20 protein-coding genes and 3 pseudogenes are annotated in these 21,196 nt (G+C 66.8%); 11 read left to right on the forward strand and 12 right to left on the reverse strand.

Annotation, left to right across the window (positions count from 1 at the left end; all coding sequences use genetic code 11):
• Positions 1-49 precede the first annotated feature (49 nt).
• The 7 genes from UCD39_RS19840 to UCD39_RS19870 form a co-directional block, all read right to left on the reverse strand.
• Positions 50-922, reverse strand: coding sequence for a ParB/RepB/Spo0J family partition protein (locus UCD39_RS19840; protein WP_442943679.1), 873 nt, complete (start codon positions 920-922; stop codon positions 50-52).
• A 1-nt stretch (position 923) separates the two neighbouring features.
• Entirely contained in the window at positions 924-1,742 is an 819-nt protein-coding gene (locus tag UCD39_RS19845; RefSeq protein ID WP_145735239.1) for a ParA family protein, read from the reverse strand.
• Positions 1,732-2,340 carry a 16S rRNA (guanine(527)-N(7))-methyltransferase RsmG gene (gene rsmG / locus UCD39_RS19850; protein WP_330497546.1) on the reverse strand — a complete coding sequence of 203 codons (609 nt, stop codon included), beginning with the start codon at positions 2,338-2,340 and terminating at the stop codon, positions 1,732-1,734. Before rsmG ends, UCD39_RS19845 begins: the two co-directional genes overlap by 11 nt.
• Positions 2,337-4,238: a tRNA uridine-5-carboxymethylaminomethyl(34) synthesis enzyme MnmG gene (mnmG, locus tag UCD39_RS19855; protein ID WP_330497547.1), complete on the reverse strand. Its 1,902-nt coding sequence runs from the start codon at positions 4,236-4,238 to the stop codon at positions 2,337-2,339. The genes rsmG and mnmG overlap by 4 nt, the downstream gene beginning before the upstream one ends.
• Before the next feature lie 239 nt (positions 4,239-4,477).
• Positions 4,478-5,818, reverse strand: a complete 1,341-nt coding sequence (gene mnmE / locus UCD39_RS19860) for a tRNA uridine-5-carboxymethylaminomethyl(34) synthesis GTPase MnmE (RefSeq protein ID WP_330497548.1) — start codon at positions 5,816-5,818, stop codon at positions 4,478-4,480.
• Positions 5,819-5,828: 10 nt separating this feature from the next.
• On the reverse strand, positions 5,829-6,203 hold the full coding sequence (locus UCD39_RS19865; protein ID WP_330497549.1) for a (2Fe-2S) ferredoxin domain-containing protein: 375 nt from the start codon (positions 6,201-6,203) through the stop codon (positions 5,829-5,831).
• Positions 6,200-6,454, reverse strand: a complete 255-nt coding sequence (locus UCD39_RS19870) for a DUF6489 family protein (protein WP_330497550.1) — start codon at positions 6,452-6,454, stop codon at positions 6,200-6,202. The genes UCD39_RS19865 and UCD39_RS19870 overlap by 4 nt, the downstream gene beginning before the upstream one ends.
• A 178-nt stretch (positions 6,455-6,632) precedes the next feature.
• Between UCD39_RS19870 and UCD39_RS19875 the strand changes: the two genes are divergently transcribed.
• The 4 genes from UCD39_RS19875 (at position 6,633) to UCD39_RS19890 (ending at position 11,111) form a co-directional block, all read left to right on the forward strand.
• Positions 6,633-8,693, forward strand: coding sequence for a thioredoxin domain-containing protein (locus UCD39_RS19875; protein WP_330497551.1), 2,061 nt, complete (start codon positions 6,633-6,635; stop codon positions 8,691-8,693).
• Between the two features lie 118 nt (positions 8,694-8,811).
• The gene (locus UCD39_RS19880; RefSeq protein WP_330497552.1) at positions 8,812-9,507 is read left to right on the forward strand and encodes a dienelactone hydrolase family protein; all 696 of its coding nucleotides are present in this window, start codon (positions 8,812-8,814) and stop codon (positions 9,505-9,507) included.
• Between the two features lie 124 nt (positions 9,508-9,631).
• The gene (locus UCD39_RS19885; protein ID WP_330497553.1) at positions 9,632-10,606 is read left to right on the forward strand and encodes a quinone oxidoreductase family protein; all 975 of its coding nucleotides are present in this window, start codon (positions 9,632-9,634) and stop codon (positions 10,604-10,606) included.
• A 46-nt stretch (positions 10,607-10,652) separates the two neighbouring features.
• Positions 10,653-11,111 (forward strand): DUF29 domain-containing protein, encoded by a 459-nt coding sequence (locus tag UCD39_RS19890; RefSeq protein WP_442943680.1) that lies wholly within the window; start codon positions 10,653-10,655, stop codon positions 11,109-11,111.
• Between the two features lies 1 nt (position 11,112).
• Here the strand turns inward: UCD39_RS19890 and dnaQ are convergent, their stop codons facing one another.
• The 5 genes and pseudogenes from dnaQ to UCD39_RS19915 all read right to left on the reverse strand — a co-directional run bounded on the left by dnaQ (position 11,113) and on the right by UCD39_RS19915 (position 14,949).
• On the reverse strand, positions 11,113-11,826 hold the full coding sequence (gene dnaQ, locus UCD39_RS19895; RefSeq protein ID WP_330497554.1) for a DNA polymerase III subunit epsilon: 714 nt from the start codon (positions 11,824-11,826) through the stop codon (positions 11,113-11,115).
• A gap of 9 nt (positions 11,827-11,835) precedes the next feature.
• Positions 11,836-12,479, reverse strand: a pseudogene (gene coaE / locus UCD39_RS19900) (dephospho-CoA kinase).
• 47 nt (positions 12,480-12,526) lie between these two features.
• Positions 12,527-13,375: a shikimate dehydrogenase gene (locus tag UCD39_RS19905; protein ID WP_330497555.1), complete on the reverse strand. Its 849-nt coding sequence runs from the start codon at positions 13,373-13,375 to the stop codon at positions 12,527-12,529.
• Positions 13,376-13,389: 14 nt separating this feature from the next.
• Positions 13,390-14,034 (reverse strand): Maf family protein, encoded by a 645-nt coding sequence (locus tag UCD39_RS19910; protein WP_330497556.1) that lies wholly within the window; start codon positions 14,032-14,034, stop codon positions 13,390-13,392.
• 6 nt (positions 14,035-14,040) lie between these two features.
• Complete coding sequence (locus tag UCD39_RS19915) at positions 14,041-14,949, reverse strand: pyruvate, water dikinase regulatory protein (protein ID WP_330497557.1); 909 nt, start codon at positions 14,947-14,949, stop codon at positions 14,041-14,043.
• Between the two features lie 468 nt (positions 14,950-15,417).
• Between UCD39_RS19915 and hemE the strand changes: the two are divergent.
• The 7 genes and pseudogenes from hemE (at position 15,418) to UCD39_RS19945 (ending at position 21,135) form a co-directional block, all read left to right on the forward strand.
• A pseudogene (gene hemE / locus UCD39_RS19920) lies at positions 15,418-16,477 on the forward strand (uroporphyrinogen decarboxylase).
• 60 nt (positions 16,478-16,537) lie between these two features.
• Positions 16,538-16,924: a ferrochelatase gene (locus tag UCD39_RS28580; RefSeq protein ID WP_442943681.1), complete on the forward strand. Its 387-nt coding sequence runs from the start codon at positions 16,538-16,540 to the stop codon at positions 16,922-16,924.
• Complete coding sequence (hemH, locus tag UCD39_RS19925; protein ID WP_442943682.1) at positions 16,843-17,631, forward strand: ferrochelatase; 789 nt, start codon at positions 16,843-16,845, stop codon at positions 17,629-17,631. Before UCD39_RS28580 ends, hemH begins: the two co-directional genes overlap by 82 nt.
• Positions 17,632-17,674: 43 nt before the next feature.
• The gene (gene hemJ, locus UCD39_RS19930; protein ID WP_330497558.1) at positions 17,675-18,103 is read left to right on the forward strand and encodes a protoporphyrinogen oxidase HemJ; all 429 of its coding nucleotides are present in this window, start codon (positions 17,675-17,677) and stop codon (positions 18,101-18,103) included.
• A gap of 383 nt (positions 18,104-18,486) precedes the next feature.
• Positions 18,487-19,750: pseudogene (gene rho, locus UCD39_RS19935) on the forward strand (transcription termination factor Rho).
• 273 nt (positions 19,751-20,023) lie between these two features.
• Positions 20,024-20,629, forward strand: coding sequence for a response regulator transcription factor (locus UCD39_RS19940; RefSeq protein WP_145735255.1), 606 nt, complete (start codon positions 20,024-20,026; stop codon positions 20,627-20,629).
• The gene (locus UCD39_RS19945; RefSeq protein ID WP_330497559.1) at positions 20,629-21,135 is read left to right on the forward strand and encodes a hypothetical protein; all 507 of its coding nucleotides are present in this window, start codon (positions 20,629-20,631) and stop codon (positions 21,133-21,135) included. Before UCD39_RS19940 ends, UCD39_RS19945 begins: the two co-directional genes overlap by 1 nt.
• The last annotated feature ends 61 nt before the right edge of the window (positions 21,136-21,196 follow it).

The raw sequence follows: 21,196 nt of genomic DNA on the forward strand, positions 1-21,196 counted from the left end.
AGTGCTGTCACTGACGGCGCTTTTTTCATGGGCTATCGATGGCTGGGGTTCAGAAACGCTGCTTCAATCGCGCCAGCAAGCCGTCCAACTGGTCCAGGTTGGCGTAATGCACGGTCAGGCTCCCGGCTTGGCCCTTGGCCTTCAGCGCCACCTTCAGGCCAAGCTCGGCCGCCAGCTCCTTTTCCAGCGCCAGGGTGTCGGCGGTCTTGGGGGCAGGGGCGGGACGGGCGGCCGGGTTGGCCGCGTCCTTCACCAGCTGTTCCGTCTGGCGGACGTTCAGGCCGCGCTTCACCACCTCACGCGCCAAGGCCAGGGGATCGGCGGCGGTCAGCAGGGCGCGGGCGTGGCCCATGGTCAGGCTGCCATCCTGCACCAGCGCCTTCACCGCGTCGGGCAGGGCCAGCAGCCGCAGCATGTTGGCGACATGGCTGCGGCTCTTGCCGACGGCGCGGGCCAGATCCTCTTGGGTGTGGTTGAACTCATCCATCAGGCGCTGGAAGCCTTCGGCCTCTTCCAGAGGTGTCAGGTCCTGGCGCTGGATGTTCTCGACCAGCGCGATTTCCAGAGCCTCGCGGTCGGTCAGCGACCGCACCACCACCGGCACCTCGTGCAGGCCGGCCAGCTGGGCGGCGCGCCAGCGGCGCTCACCCGCGATGATCTCATAGCGGGCGCTGCCGCCGATACCGCCATCCTCCAGCTTGCGCACCAGGATGGGCTGCAGCACGCCGCGTTCGCGGATGCTGTCCACCAGGCTGCGGATGGCCTCCTCATCAAAGTGGCGGCGCGGCTGATAGCGGCCGGGATGCAGCAGCTCAATGGGCAGCGTCCGGGGCGGACGGCCCTTTTCCACCGGCTCCTGCTCGTCCGCGACCTCGGCAAACAGCGCGGACAGGCCGCGCCCCAGGTTGCTGCGCTTTTTCATCTCATCCATGGACTGACTGCCGGTTACGCTCACGCTTCAAAACCTCTCCCGCCAAATGAATATAGGCCTGGGCGCCCGCCGATTTCAGGTCGTAGAGCAGCACCGGCTTGCCGTGGCTGGGCGCCTCGGAGACACGGACATTGCGGGGGATGACCGTCTCATACACTTTTTCGCCGAAGAAGCCGCGCACATCGGCGGCCACCATGTCGGACAGGTTGTTGCGCCGGTCGAACATGGTCAGCACCACGCCCTGGATTTCCAGGCTGGGGTTGAAGGTGCGCTTCACCCGTTCGATGGTGCGGATCAGCTGCGACAAGCCCTCCAAGGCGTAGAACTCGCATTGCAGCGGCACCAGCACCGAATCGGCCGCTGCCAGGGCATTCAGGGTCAACAACCCCAGGGCTGGAGGGCAGTCGATCAAGATATAGTCATAATCGGCGCCGGCACTGGACAGGGCGTCGCGCAGGCGGAACTCGCGCCGCTCGAGCTCCACCAATTCCAGCTCGGCACCCGACAGGTCGGCGGAGGCGGTGACCACGAACAGCTTGGGGATGCTGGTGCCACGCACCGCGGCCGCCACCGTCGTCTCGCCGAACAGCAGCTCATAGGTGCCGACGCCGCGTTCCGTCCGGCCGATGCCCAGGCCGGTGGAGGCGTTGCCCTGCGGATCGTTGTCCACAATCAGCACGCGCTTGCCGGTGGCCGCCAAGGCGGTGCCCAGGTTGATGGTGGTCGTGGTCTTGCCCACGCCGCCCTTCTGGTTGGCAAGGGCAAGGATGCGCGCTCGCTTCGGCGCGGGGGTGGGGGCGTCAGCGGGCACGGGCGATCTCACCAAGAATAAGGATGGTCCCCGACGGGTCCGTGATGCTGGGGACTTGGGAGACGGTCATTGTCCAGGATTGGGCGGCGAGGGTCAATTCCTCGGCAGCGGTCCTGCCCTTCAGGAACAGACACTGGCCTCCCGGTTTCAGGAAGCGATAGCCCCAGTCCAGCAGTTCGGGCAGGGCGGCCAGGGCGCGGGCGGTGACCACGTCGGCCACGATCTCCGGCACCTGCTCGATACGCTGGGCGTGTACCGTCACCGACGTGCCGGTGGCCCGCGCCACCTCCCGCAGGAACGTGGCCTTGCGGGTGTCGCTCTCGATCAGGTGAACGTTGGGCACGCCCAGGATAGCCATGACCAAGCCGGGAAACCCAGCGCCGCTGCCCATGTCCACCTGTGTACGCGTGCCGGGCGGCAGGAGGGCGTACAGCTGGGCGCTATCCGCCATGTGGCGTTCCCAGACATCGGCCACGGTGGACTTGGCCACCAGGTTGATGGCGGGATTCCACTTGGCCAGCAGCTGGGCATAGAGGGTAAGCCGGTCCAGTGTTTCACGTGAAACAGCGAACCGGGCGGCGAAGTCGGCAGGGGTCATGCGGCACTCGTGGTGTCGTCGGTATGGGCGGGCCCTGGGGCCGGGCGGGCAGGGCGCTTCTTCACATGCCGCAGCAGGGCGGTCAGCGCCGCCGGCGTCATGCCGGGGATGCGCGCGGCGGCCCCCAGGGTGGCGGGGCGTACCTGGCGCAGCTTTGTGCGGATTTCGGCGGACAGGGAGGCGATGGCATCCACGTCCAGATCCACGGGCAGGGCCAGGGCCTCATCCCGGCGGAAGGCGCGGATATCGGCCTCCTGCCGATCGAGATAGCCGGCATAACGGCCGTCGATTTCCACCTGTTCGGCGATCTCCGGCGAAAAGCCGTTCAGCTCCGGCCAAATGGCGCCCAGGCGGGCCAGGTCGATGTCGGGGTAACGCAGCAGGTCGGCGACGCTGCGGCGCACCCCATCCTGGTTGATGGTCAGGCCATGCTTGGCCAGCTCATTGGGCGTGGCCGACAGGGTGCCGGCCAGATGGCGAGCCTGATCCAGGGCGGCCAGCTTGGCGCCGAAGGCGGCGGCGCGCGCCTCACCCACGCAGCCCAGCGAGAGGCCACGCGGGGTGAGGCGCTGATCAGCGTTATCCGCGCGCAGCAACAGGCGGTATTCCGCCCGGCTGGTGAACATGCGGTAGGGTTCTGACGTGCCTCGGGTGATCAGGTCGTCGATCATCACGCCGATGTAGGATTCGGCGCGGTCCAGGACGAAAGGCGCCGACCCCGACGCGGCCAGGGCCGCGTTCAGACCGGCCACCAGGCCCTGGGCCGCCGCCTCCTCATACCCCGTGGTGCCGTTGATCTGGCCGGCCAGGAACAAGCGGGGCAAGCGGCGCGTCTCCAACGTCGGGCCCAGTTCGCGCGGATCGACGTAATCGTATTCGATGGCATAGCCCGGCCGCAGCATGGTGACATGCTCCAGCCCCGGGATGGCCTTCAGGATCTCCAGCTGCACATCGCGGGGCAGGGAGGTGGAGATGCCGTTGGGATAGACGGTGTCATCGTCCAGCCCCTCCGGCTCCAGGAAGATCTGGTGCCGTTCCTTGTCGGCGAAGCGGACGATCTTGTCCTCCACCGACGGGCAGTAGCGCGGGCCAATGCCCTCGATCTGCCCAGAATACATGGGCGCGCGGTGCAGGTTGGCGCGAATGACCTCATGCACGCGAGCGCTGGTCCAAGTGATGTGGCAAGGCACCTGCGGCGTGGTGATCCGATCTGTGAGGTAGGAGAAGGGCGGGGGCGGGTCATCGCCCGGCTGCATCTCCAGGCTGGCCCAGTCGATGGTGCGGCCATCCAGGCGCGGCGGGGTGCCAGTCTTCAGGCGGCCCAGGGGGAAGCCCACGCGCATCAGCGTGTCGGACAAGCCAAGGGCCGGCGCCTCCCCCACACGGCCGGCGGGGATCTTCTCCTCACCGATGTGGATCAGGCCCCGCAGGAAGGTGCCGGTGGTCAGCACGACGGCCCCGGCCAAGACCGTCTCGCCGGCGGCGGTGACGATGCCGGCGACCCGGCCATGGGCGTCAATCACCAGATCCTCGACGGCGGCGGCCACCAAGGTCAGGTTCTCCTGCTCCGCCAGTATGGCCTGCATGGCCTGGCGATACAGCTTGCGGTCGGCCTGGGCCCGCGGGCCGCGAACGGCCGGGCCCTTGGACTTGTTCAGCACACGAAACTGGATGCCGGCGCGGTCCGTGACCCGGCCCATGACGCCATCCATGGCGTCGATCTCGCGGACAAGGTGGCCCTTGCCCAGGCCGCCGATGGCCGGGTTGCAGCTCATTTCCCCAACGGTGTCGAGGCGATGCGTGTAAAGGGCGGTGCGGGCGCCCAGCCGCGCGGCGGCGGCAGCCGCTTCGCAGCCGGCATGGCCGGCGCCAACCACAATGACGTCATAGGTTTGCATGGCGCGGACTTTAGGGGCGGGCGCCGGATGAGTCAAAGGGCGCCAAGGGATAACGGCCATGAATCCGTGAGGCACACCCGATGTTTCACGTGAAACATCCATTCCCCGACCCTCAAACGCCGGGCGCCTGCTCCGCAGGCTTGGCTTCCTCGTTTTGCGGTCCGCCGACGCTTCCCGCAAAACTCCGGCGGATGCGGTCGCATCCTACAGCGGCAGGGCCATCATGCCGCTGGATAGCCTCACTTCCCGATGCAGAAGTCCCGGAAGATGACGTCCAGCAAGTCCTCCACATCCACCCGCCCGGTGATACGGCCCAGGGCCCGCGCGGCCAACCGAACGTCCTCGGCCGCCAGTTCCGGCAAGTCGGCGCGCAAGGCCCGCGCCAAGGCGGCGCGGCAATCTTCCAGCGCTTGACGATGCCGGGCGCGGGTAAGGGAGGGGGCGGCGCCCGGCATCAGGCGGTCGCCGATGATCCGCTGCAGCGCCGCCAGAAGATCGGCCAGGCCTTCGCCCGTGGCGGCGGAAACGGCGATGGCGGTACGCCCCGCCACCATGGACGGCACATAGGGGCACAGGTCGCGCTTATTCAGCACCACCAGCGCGTCGCCGTCGGCCAGGGCCAAGGTGGCCTCCGCCCCATCGCCGATGTTCCACGTGGAACAATCCAGCACCAGCAGCTTCAGGTCGGCCTTTTCCGCCCGGGCCAGGGCGCGGCGAATACCCTCCCGTTCAACCTCGTCGGCGGCGTCGCGCAAGCCGGCGGTATCGGCCAGGATGACCGGGAACCCGCCCAAATCCAGGTTTACCTCGATCACATCGCGCGTCGTGCCGGCCGTGGCGGAAACGATGGCCGCGTCCCGCCGGGCCAGGGCGTTCAGCAGGCTGGACTTGCCGGCGTTGGGCGCCCCCAGGATGGCGATGGAAAAGCCATCGCGCAGGCGCTCGCCCCGGTGCCCATCCGCCAGATGGGTGCCGATCTCTTGATATAGGCTGGTGAGCACCGGCACCACCGCCGGCGCCAGGCCGTGGGGCAGGTCTTCATCCGGGAAGTCGATGTCAGCCTCCAGGTGGGCCAAGGCCCGCACCAGGCGGTGACGCCAGCCCTCGTACAACTGCCCCAACGCGCCGTCCATCTGGCGCAAGGCCTGGCGCCGCTGGGCTGCGGTCTCGGCGTCCACCAGGTCGGCGATGGCCTCCGCCTCTGTCAGGTCCAGCTTGCCGGCCTCGAAGGCGCGGCGGCTGAATTCTCCCGGCTCCGCCACGCGCAAGCCCTGCGCCGTCAGCGCCCCGCTGGCGGCGGCCAGGACGGCCCGGCCGCCATGCAGATGCAACTCCGCCACGTCCTCCCCGGTGAAGCTGTCCGGCGCCGGGAACCACAGCACCAGCGCCTGGTCGAAGACCTCACCCCCCTGGTCCTTCAGCCGGGCCAGCGTGGCCTGGCGCCGCGGGGGCAGGGAGCGCCCCATCAGGGCTGAGAGGGCGGCCCCGGCCTTGGGACCGGACAGGCGGATGACCTGGACACCGCCCCGGCCGGGGGCAGAGGCCAGGGCGAAAATAGTGTCGGTGCAGTATAGGGACATGGGGGTTGGGTCAGTCTGCGGCAGCGGCTTTGCGGGCGCGGTGCGCCGGCACTTTCTCATCCGGATATAGCATCAAGCGGTCCACGCGGCCGCCCTCCACCAGGTGAGTCTTCACAATTTCATCGACATCGCCGGTGGTGGCGCAGGTGTACCAGACGCCCTCCGGATAAATCACCAGCGTCGGCCCCAACTCACACCGGTCCAGGCAGCCGGCGGCGTTGACCCGCACCTTCTTGCCCAGGCCGGCCTCCTTGGCGGCGGCCTTCATGTGGTCGCGCAGCGCTTCGGAACCCTTTTCCTTGCAGCAGCCCCGGGGATGACCCGGCGCCCGTTCATTGGTGCAAAAGAAGACGTGTCGGTCGAAATAGGGTGCGGGATCGGTCACTTCGTATCCTTGCCCCCGCCCATGGCGGAGGTCATCTGGTTCCACATCATTTTCTGCAACTGCTCGAACCCTTGGATGCCCACGGGCAGCCAGGTTTTCAGCAGGGCGTCCGGGTCCATGGCCGCCAGGTTGGCGCTGATGCGGTCCTGCATCTGACGCATCAGGGCGTCCTGCATGGGCCTCACATCCGGCAGCCCCAGGAAAGCACGTGCCTCTTCCGGGGTGCAATCGACGTCGACGGTTATTTTCATGGGGAGAACCTTCCTGTTCGGTTGACCTCTAAAGCCATGGGCCCGGGCACTAACAAGGGTTAGGTCCCTGCAACCCCGTCTCTTTTTCTGACCTTCACTGTAGCGGAGGCTACAGTGGGGTCAAAGCGGCACGGAACCTTCAACGGCCTCATCATTCAGTCCAAAGAGCGTGAACCCCATGGCGGTATCGGATACGACACAAGCGGCGGCGAACCTTTTGGTTCATGAAACCAGCCCCTACCTGCTGCAGCACAAGGACAACCCGGTGCACTGGCGCGCCTGGGGGCCGGAGGCGTTCGCCGAGGCCCAGGCCTTGGGCAAACCCATCCTGCTGTCCGTAGGCTATGCCGCCTGCCACTGGTGCCACGTCATGGCCCACGAAAGCTTCGAGAATCAGGCCATCGCCGGTCTGATGAACGACCTGTTCATCAACATCAAGGTGGACCGGGAAGAACGGCCGGACGTGGACCAAGTCTACCAACAGGCGCTGTCCCTGCTGGGCCAGCAGGGTGGCTGGCCCCTGACCATGTTCCTGACGCCCAAGGGGGAACCGTTCTGGGGTGGTACCTATTTCCCGCCCAGTGGCCGCTATGGCCGCCCCGGGTTCCCGGACGTGTTGCAGGGTGTGGCGGAAACCTACGCCCAGGACCCCGGCAAGGTCAGCCGCAACGTGAAGGCCCTGGGTGACGCGCTGGCCCGCTTATCCCAAGGCAACCCGGGGGAGGCGGTGACCATCGGCGCCTTGAACGCCGTGGCTGACCGCCTGGTGCGGGAGGTCGACCCCTTCCTGGGCGGCATCAACGGCGCGCCCAAGTTTCCGCAGCCCAGCATCTTCGACCTGCTGTGGCGCGCCCATCTGCGCACCGGCCGCACGGACCTGCGCGACGCCGTCATCACCACCCTTACCCATATGGCCAACGGCGGCATCTATGACCACTTGGCCGGTGGCTTCGCCCGCTATTCCACAGACGAACAGTGGCTGGTCCCGCACTTTGAGAAGATGCTGTACGACAACGCCCAGCTGGTGGCGTTGATGACCCAGGTGTGGCAGGGCACCCGGGACCCGCTGCTGGAGGTCCGGGTGCGCGAGACCGTGGGCTGGCTGCTGAATGAGATGAAGGTGCCGGGCGGTGCCTTCGGTGCCACCCTGGATGCCGACAGCGAAGGAGAGGAGGGGCGCTTCTACGTCTGGACCAAGGCGGAAGTCGACCGCCTGCTGGGCGAGGATGCCGAGCTGTTCTGCGCCCACTATGACGTGACCGAGTTGGGCAATTGGGAAGGCCACACCATCCTGAACCGACGCACGCCCCTGGCGCCGGGCAGCGCCGAGGAAAACCGCCTGGCCCATGCCCGCGCCCGCCTGCTGAAGGCGCGGGCCCTGCGCATCCGCCCCGGCTGGGACGACAAGGTGCTGGCCGACTGGAACGGCCTGATGATCGCGGCCCTGGCCTGCGCCGGCTTCGTCTTCGAACAACCCGGGTGGATCGAGGCCGCCATCGACGCCTACACCCATGTTGTAACAAGCCTGGGCCATAGTGGCGCGGACGGGTTGGATCGCCTGTACCACAGTGGCCGGGGCGGCCGGGCCCGTCATGCCGGTTTGCTGGAAGACTACGCCAACATGGGGAAGGCCGCCCTGACGCTGCATGAGATCACGGGCGATGTAGCCTTCCTGGACCAAGCCGTGCGCTGGACGGCGACGCTGGACCGCCATTTCTGGGATGAGGCAGACGGCGGCTATTACACCACGGCCGATGACGTGGGCGACCTGCTGATCCGCCCGCGCCACGCCCATGACAACGCCGTGCCCGCCGGCAACGGCACCCAGTTGGGCAACCTCACGCGCCTGTGGATGCTGACGGGGCAGGACCGCTACCGCGCCCGCGCGGACACGCTGATGTCAGCCTTCAGCGGTGAGCTGGGGCGTAATTTCTTTCCGCTGTCGACCTTCCTCAACACGGCCGAAACGCTGCTGAACGGGATGCAGGTCGTGCTGGTGGGGGAGGCGGATGAGATCGAGCCCTTCAACGCCATCTTACGCAACCAGTCTCGGCCGACCCTGGTGGTCAGCCGCCTGTCCCCGGGACAAAACCTGCCCGAGCCGCACCCGGCAGCCGGCAAGGCCATGCTGGGCGGCAAGGCGACCGCCTATGTCTGCCAGGACATGCGCTGCTCACTGCCCGTGACCACGCCGGAAGCCTTAGACGCCCTGCTGGCCTCTAGCGCTTCCGGCCAATGACGGGAACGGGAACGGCCATCACGGTGACAGGCCCCGCGCCAACCGCTACTATAGGCCCATTAAGAAACGATCCGTTTTTTAACCACAGCATCCGGCAACCAAATCAAAGGGGTAGCGCATGACCACTGTGACGATCGAAGCCACCGACGGCGGCAGTTTCGACGCCTATCTGGCCATCCCGAGCAGCGGCAAGGGCCCGGGTCTGGTGCTGATCCAAGAGATCTTCGGCGTCAACGCCAACATGCGCGCCCTGTGCGACCATTACGCGGCGTTGGGCTACACGGCGCTGTGCCCTGACCTGTTCTGGCGGCAGGAGCCGGGCGTGCAATTGACCGACAAGACCGAGGCCGAATGGCAGCGGGCCTTCCAGCTCTACAACGGCTTCAGCGAGGCCAGCGGGGTGGAGGATCTGATCGCCAGCGTCAATTTCCTGCGCGAGCATGAGGCGACCGGCCGCAAGGTCGGCACCCTGGGCTATTGCCTGGGCGGCAAGCTGGCCTTCCTGATGGCCACGCGCTCCGATGCCGACGCCAACGTCAGCTATTACGGCGTGGGGCTGGACGGCGCGCTGGGGGAGATCAGCGCCGTCACCAAGCCGCTGCTGCTGCACACCGCCGGCAAGGACAAGTTCTCCTCCGATGAGACGCGCGCGAAGGTGAGCGCCGCCATCGAAGGCAACCACCTCATCACCCAACATCTGTACGCCGACCAGGATCACGCCTTCGCCCGCGTGGGTGGGGAGCATTACGACGCCGCGGCCGCCGACCTGGCCAACCAGCGCACCGCCACCTTCCTGAAAGAGACGCTGTCGTAGGCTGTCCCGCCGACGCCGGCCCTCGCCGGCCTGGCTATCCTCACTGCCTCCTCCAGCGCCATGAGGGGCCCCCTCATGGCGCTGGCTTAAGCTTAGTCCACTTCCCCTGCATCAGGAGCCAACCATGGTCCACGCCATCCGCATCCACCAGACCGGCGGTCCGGAGGTGATGAAGTGGGAGGAGGTGGCGGTGGGGGAACCGGGGCCCGGCCAGGTCCGCCTGCGCCAGACGGCCGTGGGCCTGAACTACATCGACGTCTATGTCCGCACCGGCCTCTACAAGAACCCGCTGCCCCTGATCCCGGGCATGGAAGCGGCGGGCGTGGTGGAGGCCGTGGGCCCCGACGTCTATGACTTCAAGGTTGGCGACCGGGTGGGCTATTGCACCGGCGGCACCGGCGGTTATGCCGAGGCGCGGCTGTATCCGGCCGAGCGCCTGATCCACCTACCGGACGGGATCGACGACCAGACCGGGGCCGCTATGCTGTTGCAGGGCCTCACCGCGCATTACCTGCTGCACCGGACCTTCCCGGTGAAGCCGGGACAGACCATCCTGTTGCATGCCGCCGCCGGCGGGGTGGGGCTGATCGCCTGCCAGTGGGCAAAGGCGCTGGGCGCCACCGTCATCGGCACCGTGGGGTCGGACGAGAAGGCGGAACTGGCCCGCGCCAACGGCTGCGACCACGCTATCGTCTATACCCGCGAAAACTTCGTGGAGCGGGTCAAGGAAATCACCAACGGACGGGGCGTGCCCGTCGTCTATGACAGCATCGGCAAGGACACGTTCTACCAGAGCCTGGACTGCCTCAGCCGCCTGGGCACGATGGTCAGCTTCGGCAACGCCTCGGGCCCCGTGGGCGCCGTGGATGTCAGCATCCTGAACACCAAGGGGTCGCTGTTCCTGACCCGGCCATCGCTGGGCGGCTATGTCGCCACCACCCAGGAACTGCGTGACAGCGCCAACGCCCTGTTCGCCGCCGTACTGTCCGGCAAGGTGAAGATCGACGTGCGCCAGACCTTCGCGCTGAAGGACGCAGCTCAGGCCCACATCGCGCTGGAGGCCCGCCGCACCACCGGTTCCACGGTGCTGCTGCCGTAGGATCGGTTATAGTGGGCAGGGCTTTTAGCTTCCCGGAGGCACCGCCATGCCTGATATCCGAAACCCCTCCCTCTATGACCAGGATTTCTACGCCTGGGCGACAGAGCAGGCCGCGCTGCTGCAGGCCGGCAAGCTGGCGGACGCCGACATCGCGCATATCGCGGAGGAGATCGAGAGCATGGGCCGGACCGAAAAGCGCGAGCTGGTCAGCCGCCTGACGGTCCTGCTGCTGCACCTCCTGAAATGGCAGTTCCAGCCCACCCACCGGGGCCCGTCCTGGCGGCTTGCCATCGCCAATGCCCGCGATGACCTGACGGACCATCTGGCGGACAACCCCAGCCTGAAGTCACATTTGGACATGGCCATCACCTCGGCCTATCGCCGGGCGCACCGTCAGGCATCAATGGAGACGGGCTATCCCGAAAGCCGCTTCCCCGGAACCTGCCCGTGGGATTTCCGCCAGATCATGGCGGAGGACTTTTGGCCGGAATCGGACGCCGAATAACTCAGCCGGCGGTCGCGGCCGCTGGTTCATCCCCCGCAAGCCACAGCGGCGACTTGATGGCCTTGAGGAAGGCGGCGTGGGCCTCCAGTTCCTCGGGCGAGGCGGCGTGCGGCCGCGGTGCGCGGAACACGCGGGTTTCCTCCACCACCACCAGGCCGACCTCGGTCGTCTTGGCGGCGGCTGCGCCCAGCACCAGGTCGGGCTGACGCCCGCCCATCAGTTCCAGATAGACCTCAGCCAGCAACTGGGCGTCGAGCAGCGCGCCGTGATAGGTGCGGCCGGAATTGTCGATGCCGAAGCGGCGGCACAGGGCGTCCAGGCTGGCCGGCGCGCCGGGGAAGCGCTTGCGCGCCATGGCCACGGTGTCCACCGAGCGCGCCATGGGCATGGTCTTCATGCCCAGGCGGGTGAACTCCGCGTTCAGGAAGCCCATGTCGAAGCTGGCGTTGTGGATGATCAGCGGGCTGTCCTGGATGAAATCCAGGAAGTCGCCGGCCACGGCGGCGAACACCGGCTTGTCCGACAGGAAGGCGGCCGACAGGCCGTGCACCGCCTCCGCTTCCGCCGGCATGTCGCGTTCCGGGTTGATGTAGGCGTGCCAGCTGTTGCCCGTGGCCACATGGTTCAACAGCTCCACGCAGCCGATTTCCACCACGCGGTCGCCGCTCAAGGCATTCACGCCGGTGGTTTCGGTATCGAGAACGATTTCACGCATGGGAACGGGCTACCTGGCTCTACGGATCGATGACGGACGGGGGCGGGGCGGCCAGACGCGGCCGCTCTGCCCCGACAGCAGTGTGACGATGCCGGCCAGCCGCCGCAAGGTCAGCGCGCGGCCCAGGCCCGTGGGCACGACGAAATCCGCCCGCCGCCGCTTCTCGGCATCCGGCATCTGCCGGCGCAGGATGGCGTCCAGCTTGCCGGGGTTCATGCCCGGCCGGGCCAGCACACGGGCCCGCTGCAGGCTGCGCGGGGCGGAAACGACGGCCACGCGGTCACAGTTGACCTGCCCCCCGTCTCGAACAGCAGGGGCACGTCCAGCACCGCCACCTTGGCCCCCGCAGCCGCTGACCGGCGCAAGAACCTGTCCCGCGCCTGGGCCACCAGGGGGTGGACGATGGCCTCCAGCCGCCGCAGCGCCGGGGTGTTGCCCATGACCTCCGCCGACAGCAGCTGCCGGTCCACCGCCCCATCGCGCACCACGCCGGGGAAAGCCTGGGCGATCGGCGCCACCGCCGCACCGCCCTTGGCATAGAGGCGATGCACCGTGGCGTCGCTGTCATGCACCGGGCAGCCCAGGCGGCGCAGCATGGCGGCGGCCGTGGACTTGCCCATGCCGATAGAGCCGGTAAGGCCGAGTACGATCAACGGACCGTCCCCCTCCAGACCATGATCATGACCCTGACCATGGCCGGTCAGTCCCCGAAGACGGCGGCGTAAAGCGCGTCCGTCACCTGGGGCGCCTGCCCGAACCAGGCCTCGAAGCCAGGCCGGCCCTGGTGCAGCAGCATACCCCGCCCATCGACCACGACATGGCCCCGGACCTTGGCCGCCGCCAGCAAGGGCGTTTCCACCGGGGTGTAGACGATGTCGGTCACCACGGCGTGCAGGGGCAGGGCGTCCAAGGCCAGTTCCAGGGGCGGATGGCCGACCATGCCCTGGGTGGTGGCATTGGCCAGCACATGCGCACCGGACAGGGCATCCGCGCGCTCATCCCAGGGGACGGCGGTCACCGGACAGGCGACGCCGGGCCCCAGTGCCGCCACCAGTTCCTGGGCCCGCGCCAAGGTGCGGTTTACCAGGCGGATTTCCGGCACGCCGGCATCGGCCAGGGCCACCACCAGCGACCTGGCGGCACCGCCGGCGCCGATGATGACGGCCGGTCCGGTCGCGGCCACCCAACCGGGGGCGCCGGCCTTCAGGTTCTCGATGAAGCCGAAGCCATCGGTGTTGCGACCCTCCAACGTGCCGTCGGCATGGACGATGACGGTGTTGACCGCCCCCATGCGCCGGGCGGTCGCGTCCACCCGGTCCACGGTGCGGAACGCGGCTTCCTTATGCGGAACCGTGACGTTGCACCCGGCGAATCCCAAGGCGGGCAGGGCGCGCAGGGCCTGTTCGATGCGGTCCGGTGGCACAGCCAGGGGCACATAGGCCCCATCGATGCCGTAGTGCGCCAGCCAATACCCGTGCAGCCGGGGGCTGCGGCTATGTCCCACCGGCCAGCCCATGACGCCGGCCACCTTCGCCTTGCCGCTGATCATATCCCCGTGTTTCCTCAATCCGGCAGCACGCCGCGCACGCGCAGGAAGCTCAGCAGCGGCAGCAACGGCAGGCCCAGGATGGTGAAGTGGTCGCCGGCCACGCGGCTGAACAGCTGGGCGCCCAGACCTTCCAGCTGGTAGCCCCCGACGGACGTCAGGACCGCGTCGCCGGCGGCGTCCAGATAGCGCTGGATGAAGGCGTCGCTCAGCGGCCGCATGGTCAGCTTGGCCTGATCGGTCTGATGCCAGACACGGCTGTTGTTGTGGAACAGCACGGCCGTGGTCACCAGCCGATGGGTGCGGCCGGACAGGGCGCGCAATTGCTCCGCCGCCGCCTGCCGGTTCTCCGGCTTGTCGAACCAGCGGCCTTCGCATTCCAGCATCTGGTCGGCGCCGATGACATAGGCGCCCGGCACCTTGGCGGCGACGCGGCTGGCTTTCAGCTCGGCCAAGGCCTCCGCCGTTTCCTCCACCGTCAGGCCCGCGGCCTTGCAGGACAGCTTGACCTCATCCTCATCCACCCCGGGGCGGTGGGCCACCACCTCCAGCCCCGCGTGGCGCAGCATGGACAGGCGCGTGGCGCTGCCGGAGGCCAGCACCACGGGCTGGGTCGCCAGCACCGGAGCCAAGGAGGCCGACGGAATATCCTCAGACGACATGCGAACTCACATTCCGGAATGGGGCGGGCGGGGGGACAGGCGCGGACCCTCGGCCGGCTCCCCCACCGGGTTGAGGGGCGGGGCGCTGGCCGGCCGGCGGCGGGCCAGCAGCATGAGGATTTCGGCCGCCGTCTCCTCGATGGAGCGGCGGGTGACGTCGATGACGGGCCAGCCCTTGCGGCTGTACAGGCGGCGCGCCTCCGACAGTTCGGAGCGCACCTGCTCGGGATCGACGTAGCTGGTTTCCTCGCCCTGGTTCAACAGGCGCAGGCGGTTGCGGCGGATTTGGATCAGCCGCTCCGGGTCCTTGGTCAGGCCTACCACCAGGGGGCGGGACACTTGGTCCAGTTCCGGGGGCAGGGGACAGCCGGGGACGAAGGGGATGTTGGCCGCCTTGATGCCCCGGTTGGCCAGATAGATGCAGGTGGGCGTCTTGGAGGTGCGCGAGACACCGACCAGGATGACGTCGGCCTGGTGCAGTTCCCAGGCCGTCTGGCCATCGTCATGGCCCAGGGCGAAATCCATGGCGTCGATGCGGCTGAAATATTCCGCGTCCAGCGCGTGCTGCCGGCCTGGCTGGCTCTGGCTTTCCAGGCCCAGATAGGCCGCCAGCGAATTGATCAAATGGTCCAGCACCGGCACGCAAGGGATGCCGATCTCCCGGCAGGTGTCCTGCAGGCGGCGGCGCAGCCGCTCGTTCACCAGGGTGAACATGACCAGGCCCGGATTATCGCGGATGCCGTCGATGACCATCTCCAGCTGCCGGTCGGTGCGGACCAGGTTCCAGAAATGCTCGACGGGTTCGACATGGTCGAACTGCGAAACGCAGGCGCGGGCCACGGAATTGATGGTTTCGCCGGTGGCGTCCGACACCAGATGCAGGTGGAATTCCTTGGTTTGGGGCGTCTGGGTCAAGGGCGTCGCTCCGGCAACGGGTAGAGAAGACAGGCCTGGGGACCTGGGGACCTAATCTGGGGAAAACCGGCGGACAAAACGGGAAAAAACACCCTCCACCGGATCCTGGTCCTGTTCCATACAGGTTCCGCGGGATCCCGTGCAGAGGGAATCCACCCCTGGGGTAAAAGTCCGTCACCCCGTGGAACAACCGGGGCAATGCGACGCGCGTCGCACTTATCCCCAGGATCCCCAGACATCACGAACTCTATAGCATTCCGGGGTTCTCGCCATAAACCCCGCAGCATCATCCACAGTCCCTTCCTTCGTTCCGGGATCCCGCGATCGCTGTGGATGAAATCAGGACGAATTTGAATTCCCGTTATCCACAGGACCAACCACCACCCCATTCCTTTTTCAATTTAAGTCAGAGTAGAAAAGGGGCCTGTGGGAAAACTTCTGGCCCGGCCGCCGGTGTGGCCCGCCCTCATGGAGACCGCCTTGTCCCAGATCCAGCCGGACCGTCTGCTGCTCCGTACCCTCAAGGGTGAGATTTCGCCCCGGCCGCCGTTCTGGCTGATGCGCCAGGCCGGGCGCTATCTGCCCGAATACCGCGAGGTACGGGCCCAGGCCGGCGGATTCCTCGACCTGTGCCTGAATCCGGATCTGGCGACCGAGGTGACCCTGCAGCCCATCCGCCGCTATGGCATGGACGCCGCCATCCTGTTTTCCGACATCCTGATCCTGCCGCATGCTCTGGGGCAGAAGGTGTGGTTCGCGGAAGGAGAGGGGCCCCGGCTGGATCCCATCCGCGACCAGGCCGGACTGGACCGTTTGGACGTTGCCAACCTGACGGCGCGGGCCGAGCCGGTTTATGAGGCTGTCCGGCGTATCCGGGCGGCGCTGCCGGACACCGTGGCGCTCATCGGCTTTGCGGGCAGCCCCTGGACCGTGGCGACCTATATGGTCGAAGGGGCGGGGTCCAAGGAGTTCCTGCACGCCAAGGGTTGGGCCTATGCGGATCCGGCCGGCTTCCAGCGCCTGATCGACCTGCTGGTTGACACCACCGTCACCCATCTCTCCGGCCAGATCGAAGCGGGGGTGGAGGTGGTGCAGCTGTTCGACAGCTGGGCCGGCGCCCTGGCCCCGGCCGAATTCGCCCGCTGGTCCATCGCCCCGACCCGGGCCATCGTGCGGGCCCTGAAGGAAAAGCATCCGGGGGTCCCCGTCATCGGTTTTCCGCGCGGGGCGGGAATCAATATCCAGGCTTATGTGGAGCAGACCGGGGTGGACGCCGTCAGCCTGGACACGTCCGTCCCGCTGGACTGGGCTGCCACGGCCCTGCAAAGCCGCGTGCCGGTGCAGGGCAACCTGGATCCCCTGGCCTTGGTGGCGGGGGGGGGCGCTGCGCCGCGCCGCCACCGACATCCTGACCACGCTGGGCAAGGGGCCCTTCATCTTCAACCTGGGGCATGGCATCGTGCAGCAGACGCCGCCGGACCATGTCGCCGAATTGGCGCGCCTTATCCGCGACTGGCCTTCCGCCTGATCCAGGCGGCAGCCCCAGCCGTACTGCTTCCCGTCCTGACCGACCGCCGACCGAGCCCCCATGAGCCCGCTGCCCCTTCCCGAGACCGCGTCCGACGCGGCGCCCAAGACCGCCCGTGGCCGGCGCATCGCCGTCGTCCTGTTCAATCTGGGCGGTCCCGATCGTCTGGAGGCGGTGCGCCCCTTCCTCTACAACCTGTTCCGCGACCCGGCCATCATCCGGCTGCCGGCACCTTTGCGGCAGATGGTGGCGCACCTGATCTCCAGCCGGCGCGACAAGGTCGCCCAGGAGATCTACCGGACGCTGGGCGGCGGTTCCCCCCTTTGCCCAACACCGAAGCGCAGGCCCGTGCGCTGGAACAGCAGTTGTGGGACATCGGAACCGTCCGGGCCTTCGTCTGCATGCGCTATTGGCATCCCTTCAGCGACGCCGTGGCCCATGACGTAAAGGACTGGGAACCGGATGAGGTGATCCTACTGCCCCTGTATCCACAGTTCTCGACCACCACCACCGCCTCCAGCCTCAAGGACTGGCACCGTGCGGCCAAGGCAGCGGGACTGAAGGCGCCCAGCCGGGCCCTGTGCTGCTACCCGGATGAGCCGGGCTTCATCGCCGCCACGGCCAAGCTGGTGCGGGCCGCCGTGGAGGAGGCCTCGCAGCATGGCAAGCCCCGTGTGCTGTTCTCATCCCATGGCCTGCCGGAAAAGGTGGTGAAGGACGGCGATCCCTATCAATTCCAGTGCGAGCGCACCGCCCAGGCGGTGGTCAAGGCACTGCGCATCGACGGACTGGACTGGGTTTCCTGCTATCAGAGCCGTGTCGGTCCCATGAAGTGGATCGGCCCGTCGACGGATGAGGAGATCCGGCGGGCCGGCCAGGACAAGGTGCCGGTGGTGGTCGCTCCCATCGCCTTCGTCTCCGAACATTCCGAAACCCTGGTGGAGATCGAGCACGAGTATCGCCACCTGGCGCAGGAACAGGGCGTGCCCTATTTCGTCAGGGTGCCGACGGTGGGGGTGGAAGCCGCCTTCATCCAGGGCCTGGCCGGTCTGGTCCGCCAGGCTCTGACCCGCGCATCAGGCGGGCCGGTGCTGTGCGGCACGGGCCTGCGCCTGTGCCCCGCCGGCAAAGCCGGTTGCCCTCAGGCGGTATGACCGTCATAAGAGGCCAACGCGGTTAACCGGGCGAGGCTACCCCATGTATCTCTGGATCAAGGCCCTCCACGTCATCGCCGTCATCTCGTGGATGGCGGGCCTGCTCTATCTGCCCCGGCTGTTCGTCTATCACTGCGCCGCGCCGGTGGGATCCCCCCAGTCGGAAACCTTCAAGGTCATGGAGCGGCGCCTGCTGCGGGCCATCATGAACCCGGCCATGATCGTGGCTTGGGCTTGCGGCCTGGCCATGATCACCCTGGATCCGGCATTGCTGAAGGGTGCCGGCTGGTTGCATGCCAAGCTGGCGCTGGTGGTGCTGATGACCGTGGCCCACATGACCATGGCGCGCTGGCGCCGCGAGTTCGCGGAGGATCGCAATACCCGTCCGCAGCGCTTCTACCGCATCGCCAATGAGGTGCCGACCCTGCTGATGATCGGCATTGTCATCCTGGTCATCGTGCGGCCGTTCTGACCCTCCCCCGTTATTGTGCCGTTCAAGTTCCAGGCCCAGCCCAGGCTATTCAGGCCTAAGTCCGTTGCGCCCGCCGGATCCGGGTCTTTTTGTTTTGACTTGTCCTCGGTTCCTGTACTAATCCTGAAACAGGTCAAGGCCCGTAACATCGGGGTGATCCCGAGTCGCCCCGTAACCGGGCGCCAGGCTCGTGAGGCATCCCCGCCCCCCTCCCCGGGATGGGCGCAGCGAGGCCAAATTTCCCCGAACTTCCCATCCCCGGTGTTGCCGTTCTTTTTCCCAGGCGATGCCATCCTTCCACCCCACACACCCTATTTCATGAGGCCGGGGCCGACGGCCAAGCCCGTCGTCTTTCCATCCCGGGTCTCCCCGACAGGACGAAGATGAATCTCCAAGAGTTGAAGGCTAAGTCGCCCGCCGAGCTGCTGGCGTTCGCGGAAGAGCTGCAGATCGAGAACGCGGGCACCCTGCGCAAGCAGGACATGATGTTCGCCATCCTGAAGCAGCTGGCCGAAAACGACGTGCCGATCTTCGGCGAGGGCGTGCTGGAGGTTCTGCAGGACGGCTTCGGCTTCCTGCGCTCGCCCGAGAGCAACTATCTGCCGGGTCCGGACGACATCTACGTCAGCCCCAGCCAGGTGCGCCGCTTCGGTTTGCGTACCGGCGACACGGTGGAAGGCCAGATCCGCTCGCCCAAGGATGGCGAGCGCTATTTCGCCCTGCTCAAGGTCGGGTCCATCAACTTCGACCACCCGGACAAGGTGCGTCACCGCATCAACTTCGACAACCTGACCCCGCTCTACCCCGAAGAGCGGTTGAAGCTGGAAATCGAGGATCCGGTCCGCAACAAGAAGGACATGACCACCCGGGTCATCGACCTGGTGGCCCCGCTGGGCAAGGGCCAGCGCGCCTTGATCGTGGCGCCGCCCCGCACCGGCAAGACGGTGATGTTGCAGAACATCGCCCATTCCATCGCCACCAATCATCCGGAAGTTTACCTCATCGTCCTGCTGATCGATGAGCGTCCGGAAGAAGTGACCGACATGGCCCGCTCCGTCCGGGGCGAGGTCATCAGCTCCACCTTCGACGAGCCGGCGACCCGTCACGTTCAGGTGACCGAGATGGTGCTGGAAAAGGCCAAGCGCCTGGTCGAGCACAAGCGCGACGTCGTCATCCTGCTGGACAGCATCACCCGCCTGGCGCGTGCCTACAACACCGTGGTCCCGTCCTCGGGCAAGGTGCTGACCGGTGGTGTGGACGCCAACGCCCTGCAGCGCCCCAAGCGCTTCTTCGGCGCCGCCCGCAATATCGAGGAAGGCGGCAGCCTGACCATCATCGCCACCGCGCTGATCGACACCGGCTCGCGCATGGACGAAGTGATCTTCGAAGAGTTCAAGGGTACCGGTAACTCGGAAATCGTTCTGGACCGCAAGCTGTCGGACAAGCGCGTCTTCCCCGCGATCGATATCCAGAAGTCCGGCACCCGAAAGGAAGAGTTGTTGGTGGAAAAGGGAACCATGGCCAAGATGTGGATCCTGACGCCGCATCTTGAACCCGATGGGCGCCACCGACGCCGTGGAATTCCTCATCGACAAGCTGAAGCAGAGCAAGCAGAATTCGGAATTCTTCGAGAGCATGAACCAGTAAGAAGAATTCTAGTAACGATATCAAAGGTGCCATCGTTTATCGGTGGCACCTTTTTTATTGAGAAATAAAACAGCAGAAGGATCGTAAACCATTCGTTAACCATAGCGGCACGGCCTTTGCGCCCACAGCCCCGATCTGCGGCTTAGTCATACTCAATTGCAGCCTATAAGCATTTTCTGCTTGCATGACCCTTGCAGACGCTGAAAAAAGGTTCAAATAGCATGGCTTAGTGTCTATCCTTTTGGATAGAACAACCGCCGGGGGTCGTCTCAGATGCGCTTAATGATTGCCGATGACCATGGTCTGGTACGCGATGCGTTGTCTTCGCACATCGAGAGACAGGCGCCGGGTGCGGTCGTCGTGGGTGTCGCCAGTGTGGATGAGGCCGTGACGGTGCTGCGGCGGGACAGCGCCATCGACCTCCTGATCCTGGACCTGCGCATGCCGGGGATGAACGGCCTTGATGGCCTGCAGCAGGTGCGCACCGAATTTCCCGCCCTGAAGGTGGCGCTGATGTCGGGCCTGGCCCGGCCGGATGAGATCCGGGGCGCCTTCACCCGCGGTGCGGTGGGTTTCCTGCCCAAGACGCTCAGCGCGGCGGAACTGCTGTCCGCCATCCAGACCATGCTGCAGGGTGAGCGCTTCATCCCGGCCGATCTCAACACCGCCGACACCGCCGATGGCGCCAGCTTCACCCGGCGTGAACGCGAGGTGCTGGACTACTTGCTGCAGGGCCGCTCCAACAAGGAGATCGCGCGCTCGCTGGAACTGGAAGAGGTGACGGTGAAGCTGCACGTCCGGGGCATCTGCCGCAAGCTGGGCGCCAAGAACCGCACCCAGGCGGTGATGCGCGCGGTGGAGATGGGCATCGCCAGCTGATGGCCGCGCCCATCGGCCAATCCCCTGACAACACCGATGAGGCGAAGGTGGAGGGCCGCATGGTCCCCGCCACCTTCCTGCATGATCTGAACAACCTGCTGACGGCCATCCACGGCTATTCCTCATTGCTGGCGGTGGATCTGCCGGCGGGGGGGATGGAGCAGGATTTCGCCGCCCGCATCCTGGCGGCGGCGGAAGAGGCGCGGCTGCTGGTGGCGCGGGTGCCCCGTCCGCGTCCGGTGGCCACGCTGCGCGTCTTGCTTGTCGGTCGGGCCATGGACAGGCTGGCCGGCGCGCTGGAAACGCTGGGCCTGGAGATCACCCTGGCGGCGTCCGCGCGCGAGGCGCAGGCTGTGCTGGCGGACGGCGTTGGCGATTGGCAGGTTGTGGCGGGCACCAAGGCCGCGTTAGCCGGCTTGGACGGTTATGGCCTGCCCTTGGCGACGGTTCCTGCTGGCGCCGATGCCGTCACTGTCGACGCCCTGATCCGCGCCGCGCGCGGTTGATCTTTCTTTCCGGCAAAAGAAAACCGCCCGGGCCGTGAGGCGCCGGGCGGCTTTGATCGGC

The sequence above is a fragment of the Nitrospirillum karajorum genome (assembly GCF_036348415.1).
GTDB classification, from domain to species: Bacteria; Pseudomonadota; Alphaproteobacteria; order Azospirillales; family Azospirillaceae; genus Nitrospirillum; species Nitrospirillum amazonense_B.